This window comes from Protofrankia sp. CiP3 (assembly GCF_917627345.1).
Lineage (GTDB): Bacteria > Actinomycetota > Actinomycetes > Frankiales > Frankiaceae > Protofrankia.
Genome location: NZ_CAKJTM010000143.1, coordinates 3,380 through 9,697, shown reverse-complemented (window position 1 = coordinate 9,697; position 6,318 = coordinate 3,380). Strand labels below are relative to the sequence as shown.

The window sequence follows — 6,318 nt, the reverse complement described above, 5'->3', positions numbered from 1 at the left end:
GCCCTCTAGCGGGGGACGCGTGGCCAAGTAAAACCACATCAGGTCGTCGTGCGGTCTGTGGCCATGGGGTCTGTGGCGGAATTTTTGTCGACGGTGGTATTAAAGAGAATTTCAATGTTAGGGACATTGGCGAAATGAAGCGCCAGGAGCGCTTGGAGGCGACTTCGGGTAACATCATCTGGAACGCCCGAAATAAGCGCCAGGGCATCATCCAGTTTACGGTCGTCCCGAAGTTTGTCAAAGAACTTTTCCATCGTCCCGCGCGCGCGTCGGTCTTGGATTGAAAATAGTGCGCCGACAGCATTTACAACAGTGCCAGAAACCACCGGTATGACCGACTCCGCTACACCCCTGTTCATCACGGCAAGCACAACTCCGACCATAATGACCAGAAATCCAAGTGAGGAAAATACTATGTTCACAAGGAAGCTTGTTTGAGACTGAGCGAGGCCCTGGCTGCTGTACTGGCGAAGGAGCCTGTATCGCCGCTCTTCGATATCCGATTGAATCCTGATTCGCTCGGTCTCAAGGTGGAACCGAATGTCGGCCTCCGACATCGGTGCGGGCTGCTCGGGTATATCGGGCGTTCTTCGATCCAAAATTGGGGGGTCTTTCAGTTCTTCGAGAATCTTAGCCTCAGAGCCTCGAAAATTCACCCTCGCGAAGTAAGATCCAAAAAGGCTTACCAGCCCTGCTAAGCTTGCGGTAACGATAACGGCGAGGCTAGCCATGTCCACCGCTTATACCCCCGTCCTGAGCCTCGGTTGACTATAGCGGTACCGCCAAAGGCGCGACGCGCCGGCGAGCATGGCGCGCCAGCGCCACGCGCAGCCGTCGCGCGGCGCGGTCCGTCCGCCATCGGCACCCTTGATCCTAAAACGAGGAATTCGGCAGACAGTGCGATACGTACATCCGTACGTTGGTCCGACTGTCAGTCGTGTTCAGATGTCTCGATGGTGGAGCGGTAGAGTTCTTCGAACTCCTGGACGGCGTGGCTGTCTGCGTAGGGACGGAGCTTTGTGCGTAGGGTCTGGACTCGTTCGGAGCTGCGGGTGGAGTTTGTCCGTGCGTCCAGGAGGAGAGCTCTGGTGGCCTTGGCGCAGGCTTGGTCAATGTCGCCTTTTTGGATGTGGACTTCGGCAAGCCATGTTTCGTACAGGGCGACCTCGCGGGCGTGGTCGTCGTTGTAGTGCTTCAGGGCGTTGGTGAGCAGTGGTTCGGCGCGGCGGGGCTTGGTCAACTCGACGTAGCAGCGGCCTTTCATGATGTTGATTTCGTCCTCGTTGAGCCAGTACACCCAGGTGGGGTCGTCGTCGGGCCGTCGCTGTTCGTAGAGGCGGTCGACCTCGGCAAGTGCTTTCTCGGTATTCTTGAGTTCGCCAACTTTGGCGTGTGCCCATGCCACCCGTTCTTTCAACAGGGCGAGAGTGGTGGCGGTCGCGGTCCGGCGGGCGCCCTGGTAGGCGGTGTGTGAGAGCAGGACGGCGTCTGCCGGTTCACCCTGGTTGGCGACTTGATAACTCAGTGTGGAAATCAGGTTCGCGGCGACGGGCTGGTCATTTGCGGCGTGCGCGGCCTTAACTCCGCCTGTGAAGTACCGGGACGCGGGTATGGGTAGTCCGGCGTCCATCGCAACCCAGCCGGCGAGCTGGCACAGTTCGGCGATGGCGGACAGGAGACGGCGTCCAAGCCGTTCGTCGTAGCTGGCTGTGCGCAGGAGGTCGATGGTGGCGGTGAGTTCGCGTTCGACCAGACTGTTGAGGTCTTTCCCGCCGATGAAGTCGTCGAGCTTGCGTAGGTGAGCGACCCGGCCTTCGACCTTGTGCAGGAGGCCGGTACCGATACGCCGTCCGGCCTGTATTTCGATGATTTGTGGGGGTTCCGCGATCAGCCATTCGTGGGCAAGGCGGGCGGCGTTGGCTGCATGTACGGGAGGTCCGTCGTCCGTGCCGAGCAGGTCGGCGAGTTCCTCGGTGCTGTGCGGCGTCCACGTGTCGTCGTTGTTTAGCAGGGTGACCGAGTCCCGCTGGTCCACTTCGACGTTGTGGAGCTGGGCTGGTGCTGTTCGTGCGGGGGCTTGTGACGGCGTTGGTCTTGACCGGGCGTCGGTGACGATCACTTCCCATGGTCGGGGGGCAAGGCCCAGCAAGGCGCCTGGTATCCGGAGTGCGTCGGTGATGCGTTCGATCAGGTCGAGGGTGGCGATCCGATCCTCACCACGCATGATCTTGCTGACGCGGCTCTGGCTCAGTCCTTCGACTCCGGAGGCGATGCGGTCCTGACTGGCGCCGTCGTACTTGCGCATGAGTCGGAAGGCTGCGCCGAAGTCACGGGCGGCGAGTGCGGCGCGCATGTCATCCCGTGACAGGAGTCGTTCGGAGACGGTGTATGGGCCGAGTGTGAAGGGTGGCATGCCGGGCAGTTGCCTTCCAGCCGGGAGCGAGGGTCACGTCTCGTGGCAGGACTGGCCCTGACGGTACATCCGTCGGGGCATCTTCGTATATCAACCTCGCCTACCGTGCCAGGCGTTCCGCTTATCCGCGAGTCGCTTGCCTACCGCATGATCAGATGATTCTCAGATGGTGAATCTTGTCTTTCGGTGCGATGGGGTGCAACGCGAGTCTGTGCCGCAACCGGTCCGGTTCCGTGTCGAGCGCGTCGTCTCCGCGGGGCCGGGCCGGCATCCGAGCCGATGACAGGATGGGATGGTGGTGGCTGGTGACCGGGGCAGACACGGTGGATGACGGTGGGGATGGGCGGTTGTCCATGCTCTACGGGGTGGTGCGCTTCGAAGCGGGGGAGGAACGGCGGGTCCGCGACACGACGATCACGTTTGATTCGTCGGCGTCGGCGGAATTGTTCGCGGTGGAGAGCGGCTGGGAGGCCTATCAGGTGTGTCCGCTGTTCTTCTTCGTGGACACCGCGACGGCTCCTGCGGCTGGGCGGATGCTCCTGGGGGCGGCGTTAGCTCGGTCCGTGCGGCGGGCTGACGGCCGATGACCAGCGACGGGCAGTCCGGCGCCATGTCAGACGGGAGCATGTGCACGATCACGATTCGGCCGGCGGACCGGCCGGTGGACGTGATGCGGGCCTGGGCCTCGCTGCCGGACGGGGTCGGGTTCGCGGAAGCGTTCGGCGATGTCGAGGTGACGCTGGTGTTCCGGCCGGTGGGTGAGCTGATGTTGGTGCGGGAGTCGGCTGGGCGGTCACCCGTGCTGGGCTGAGTGGTCGGGCGGCTGATGCCGCAGCGAGACGCAGGGGTCAGAATCCTGGCGGGCAACTATGTCCGATGTCGGGGTTCTGGCCCCTTATCTGTTGGTCGTGCCCGCGGTGACGCGTTTCTCGACGGCGGCGAGACGATGGTTGATGTCGTCCAGGCGCTGTTCGATGCGGCCGATACCGGCGAGGATCTCCTGGTCGATCGTGTCGGCGGACGCGGCTGATGTGTGGTTGCTGACTAAGATCTGAATCAAGTGATCGTCAGGCCAGCCGAGGGCGTGGGCGATCGCGGACAGGGTGGCGTTCTGTACCCGGCGGCCGTGTGCGCCGTGTTGAACCTGCCGCACGGTGGAGACGGATACGCCGGAGGTGTCGGCGAGTTTCTGCTGTCCGATGCGGCGGGCAGCCATCCGCTGATTGACAGCGTCGGCGACCGCCTGCCAGTCTTCTTCACCCGCGATCGCGCCACGGGCCGTGTAGACGGGTGATCTTCGGTTCTCGTCGTTCATGTCATCAATCTTAGCTGTGAAGCAAACATGCGCGTCATGCTGAAGTTGCCTATTCGTCGGCCGGAATCGGGTCGTGTGCGCATACCGTTTGCTTCGCGCTTATATCAAGTTGGCATGTGACTTTTGCCTAAAGGTTGATGCGCGGTTAGTGAGCGGTGCACTGTGGGAGCTGTCCGGAACACGGCAAGATGCCGGCGACATCCGGACCTGATTTCTACGGAGGTGGGCGGCGATGGCGATACCGCGGTGGATTCCGGTGGCGTTCGGGGATGTGTTTCCCCATGGCGCGTTCGTGCTGGGGGTGGAGGCGGCCAATGACTTTGAGAAGTCGAAGGCGGGGGTGGCGGATGCGCAGGAGCGGGACAAGGAAACCGGTGAGCCGCTGTGGGCGGTGCGGGTGATGGACGCGGACCCGAACGCGCGGGCGGGGTCGGCGGAAGTGAAGGTGAAGATTCCCGCTGCGGTGCAGCCGGTGCCCCCGGAGCCGGTGGCGGGTACGGCGTTGCGGCCGGTGGAGTTCGACGGGTTGACGGTCATGCCGTGGGTGAACAGGTTCGGCCCGACCCCGAAACTGGGCCTGGCGCTGCGCGCCAAGGGCATGCGGCCGGTCGGTGCCGCGGGCCGGCGGGTCGCCGATGGGCGGGCGGCGGCATGACCGCGCCGACATCCACCACGGGCGCGGAGGGTGAGCCGGTGCCGGTCCGGTCGTCCTGGCATGTGGGCGTGCACGTCGGCTCGGACTGGTCAGCCCGCTGCTACACCTATCCGGATACGCGGCCGATCCTTGCCCTGGACACCGGCCGCGTCCACCTGGATATCTCGGCGGCGGGCGGGGCAGTGACCACCGACCACATCGAGTTCGCCCACGCGCTGGTACAGGCCGCCAACGACTATCTCATCGACTGTGAACGGATTCTCCTGGACAGCACGACCGACACCGCGCAAGACGGGTCGGCGATAGCGGCCTGAATCGGTTTCTTTTCATCGCGGGGTCCGGGACGGCTGTCTGAGTTTCCTTCTTCTCCGCTCGTCCCGGACCGTTGACCCTTATTTCTTTTCGTCCACAGGCAAGGTGGGTGTGATCTGTCATGGCCCAAATCAACGGCTCCCGGCCGTTTCCCGAGGTACCAACCCGGCATCCGACGGTGGACGTGCCGTTGTGGATGCTGCTTGTCGGACTGGCTGGCAAGATATGCGTCCATCTGGTGGTGTTCCTGGCCCGGCATCCGGTGCCGGTGGGTCTGCTGCTCGCCGTGCTCGTGGTGTGCCACCGGTTCGGCCTGGCCGGGCTGGGTCTGGGCGTTGCCGGCCTGTTCTTGATGGCCGGGGTGTGGCGGCTGGCTCATCGCCGGTCGTTTGGCTGGCTGGTCCGGTGGGTGTGGGGGCGGTGGCGGCTGCTGGTCGTGTATCGGTGGCGGTGGCGGCCGGTGATGGTGCATACCGGGCTGGCGATTCGGATGCCGACGTCGAACGCCGAGCGGGTGGCGTTCGCCGAGACGTTCCCGCGGATTCGTCAGGTCCGCTGCGATCGGTGGGGGGACCGGTTGCGGGTGGAGCTGCTCTACGGGCAGACCCCCGAGCTGTGGGCGGAGCAGGCCGAAGCCCTGCGCCACGCGTTCCGCGCGCAGGCCTGCCGGGTGCGTCCGGATCGGAAGGTGGGGTTCGTCTGGGTGGAGTTCACCCGCCGTGATCCCCTCGCCGACCCTGTCCCGCCGGTCGATCTGGATGGTCCGGATGCGGATGGAGATGGTGGGGATGATGATGGCTCGCCGGTGGATCTGTCGGGGCTGCCGGTGGGCCGCCGTGAGGACGGCGAGCTGTGGCGGCTCCCCGTGCGTGGCGCCCATGTCCTGATCGCCGGGGCGACTGGGGCGGGGAAGGGCTCGGTCATCTGGTCGACGATCCGCGGCCTCGGCCCGGCCGTCCGCGCCGGCATCGTCGAACTCTGGGTGTGTGATCCGAAAGGGGGGATGGAGCTGGCGTTCGGGCAGAGCATGTTCACCCGGTTCGCGACCGACACCGACAGCATCGCCGATCTCCTCGACGACGCGGTCACCGTCATGCGGAAACGGGCGGCCCGGCTGCGGGGGGTGGCCCGGTTGCACACCCCCACCGTCGGCGAACCGTTGATCGTGGTCATCGTTGATGAGCTTGCTTCGCTGACCGCGTATGTCACCGACCGGGAGCTGAAGCGGCGGCTGGCGGCGTCCCTGCCGCTGCTGCTGTCCCAGGGCCGGGCACCGGGCGTGGTGGTGGTCGGGGCGGTGCAGGACCCCCGTAAAGAGGTGCTGCCGTTTCGGGATCTGTTCCCGGTCCGGGTCGCGTTGCGGATGACCGACGCCGACCAGGTTGATCTCGTCTTGGGTGATGGTGCCCGGGATCGCGGGGCACGCGCCGATGAGATCAGCGACGACATGCCGGGGGTCGGTTATGTGCTCGCCGACGGCCAGGCCGACCCGGTCCGGGTCCGGGCGTGCTGGGTCGACGACGCGGAGATCGCGCGGATGGCGCGACGCTATCCGGTGCCGGCGGTCGCGGAACTGATCGACATTGTCGGTGGTGGTCCGGACGGCTGGACCCCGGATGTGGA

8 protein-coding genes are annotated in these 6,318 nt (G+C 64.8%); 5 read left to right on the top strand and 3 right to left on the bottom strand.

The genetic code is table 11. The features are described 5' to 3' along the window. Nucleotides 1-38: 38 nt before the first annotated feature. Both MJ797_RS24430 and MJ797_RS24425 read right to left on the bottom strand, forming a co-directional pair. Nucleotides 39-731, bottom strand: coding sequence for a hypothetical protein (locus MJ797_RS24430; RefSeq protein ID WP_374582923.1), 693 nt, complete (start codon nt 729-731; stop codon nt 39-41). A gap of 200 nt (nt 732-931) precedes the next feature. Beyond that, nucleotides 932-2,413 (bottom strand): helix-turn-helix domain-containing protein, encoded by a 1,482-nt coding sequence (locus MJ797_RS24425; protein WP_239341688.1) that lies wholly within the window; start codon nt 2,411-2,413, stop codon nt 932-934. A gap of 305 nt (nt 2,414-2,718) precedes the next feature. Here MJ797_RS24425 and MJ797_RS24420 point away from each other — a divergent pair, with 305 nt between their 5' ends. Both MJ797_RS24420 and MJ797_RS24415 read left to right on the top strand, forming a co-directional pair. Continuing rightward, a complete protein-coding gene (locus tag MJ797_RS24420; protein ID WP_239341686.1) occupies nt 2,719-3,000 on the top strand; it encodes a hypothetical protein in 282 nt (93 codons plus the stop codon). Then, nucleotides 2,997-3,224 (top strand): hypothetical protein, encoded by a 228-nt coding sequence (locus MJ797_RS24415; protein WP_239341684.1) that lies wholly within the window; start codon nt 2,997-2,999, stop codon nt 3,222-3,224. The genes MJ797_RS24420 and MJ797_RS24415 overlap by 4 nt, the downstream gene beginning before the upstream one ends. Before the next feature lie 84 nt (nt 3,225-3,308). Here MJ797_RS24415 and MJ797_RS24410 read toward each other — a convergent pair whose 3' ends face one another. Continuing rightward, the gene (locus MJ797_RS24410) at nt 3,309-3,728 is read right to left on the bottom strand and encodes a helix-turn-helix domain-containing protein (RefSeq protein ID WP_239341682.1); all 420 of its coding nucleotides are present in this window, start codon (nt 3,726-3,728) and stop codon (nt 3,309-3,311) included. A gap of 232 nt (nt 3,729-3,960) precedes the next feature. Here MJ797_RS24410 and MJ797_RS24405 point away from each other — a divergent pair, with 232 nt between their 5' ends. The 3 genes from MJ797_RS24405 to MJ797_RS24395 form a co-directional block, all read left to right on the top strand. Beyond that, complete coding sequence (locus tag MJ797_RS24405; protein WP_239341680.1) at nt 3,961-4,383, top strand: plasmid replication, integration and excision activator; 423 nt, start codon at nt 3,961-3,963, stop codon at nt 4,381-4,383. Beyond that, nucleotides 4,380-4,697: a hypothetical protein gene (locus MJ797_RS24400; protein WP_239341678.1), complete on the top strand. Its 318-nt coding sequence runs from the start codon at nt 4,380-4,382 to the stop codon at nt 4,695-4,697. The genes MJ797_RS24405 and MJ797_RS24400 overlap by 4 nt, the downstream gene beginning before the upstream one ends. A 119-nt stretch (nt 4,698-4,816) precedes the next feature. Further along, the coding region (locus tag MJ797_RS24395) for an FtsK/SpoIIIE domain-containing protein (RefSeq protein ID WP_239341676.1) at nt 4,817-6,318 on the top strand (1,502 nt) is incomplete at its 3' end.

Coding starts and splice junctions, on each gene's coding strand:
- MJ797_RS24430 (WP_374582923.1), bottom strand. CDS start 731: ATGGCTAGCCTCGCCGTTATCGTTACCGCAAGCTTAGCAGGGCTGGTA.
- MJ797_RS24425 (WP_239341688.1), bottom strand. CDS start 2,413: ATGCCACCCTTCACACTCGGCCCATACACCGTCTCCGAACGACTCCTG.
- MJ797_RS24415 (WP_239341684.1), top strand. CDS start 2,997: ATGACCAGCGACGGGCAGTCCGGCGCCATGTCAGACGGGAGCATGTGC.
- MJ797_RS24410 (WP_239341682.1), bottom strand. CDS start 3,728: ATGAACGACGAGAACCGAAGATCACCCGTCTACACGGCCCGTGGCGCG.
- MJ797_RS24405 (WP_239341680.1), top strand. CDS start 3,961: ATGGCGATACCGCGGTGGATTCCGGTGGCGTTCGGGGATGTGTTTCCC.
- MJ797_RS24400 (WP_239341678.1), top strand. CDS start 4,380: ATGACCGCGCCGACATCCACCACGGGCGCGGAGGGTGAGCCGGTGCCG.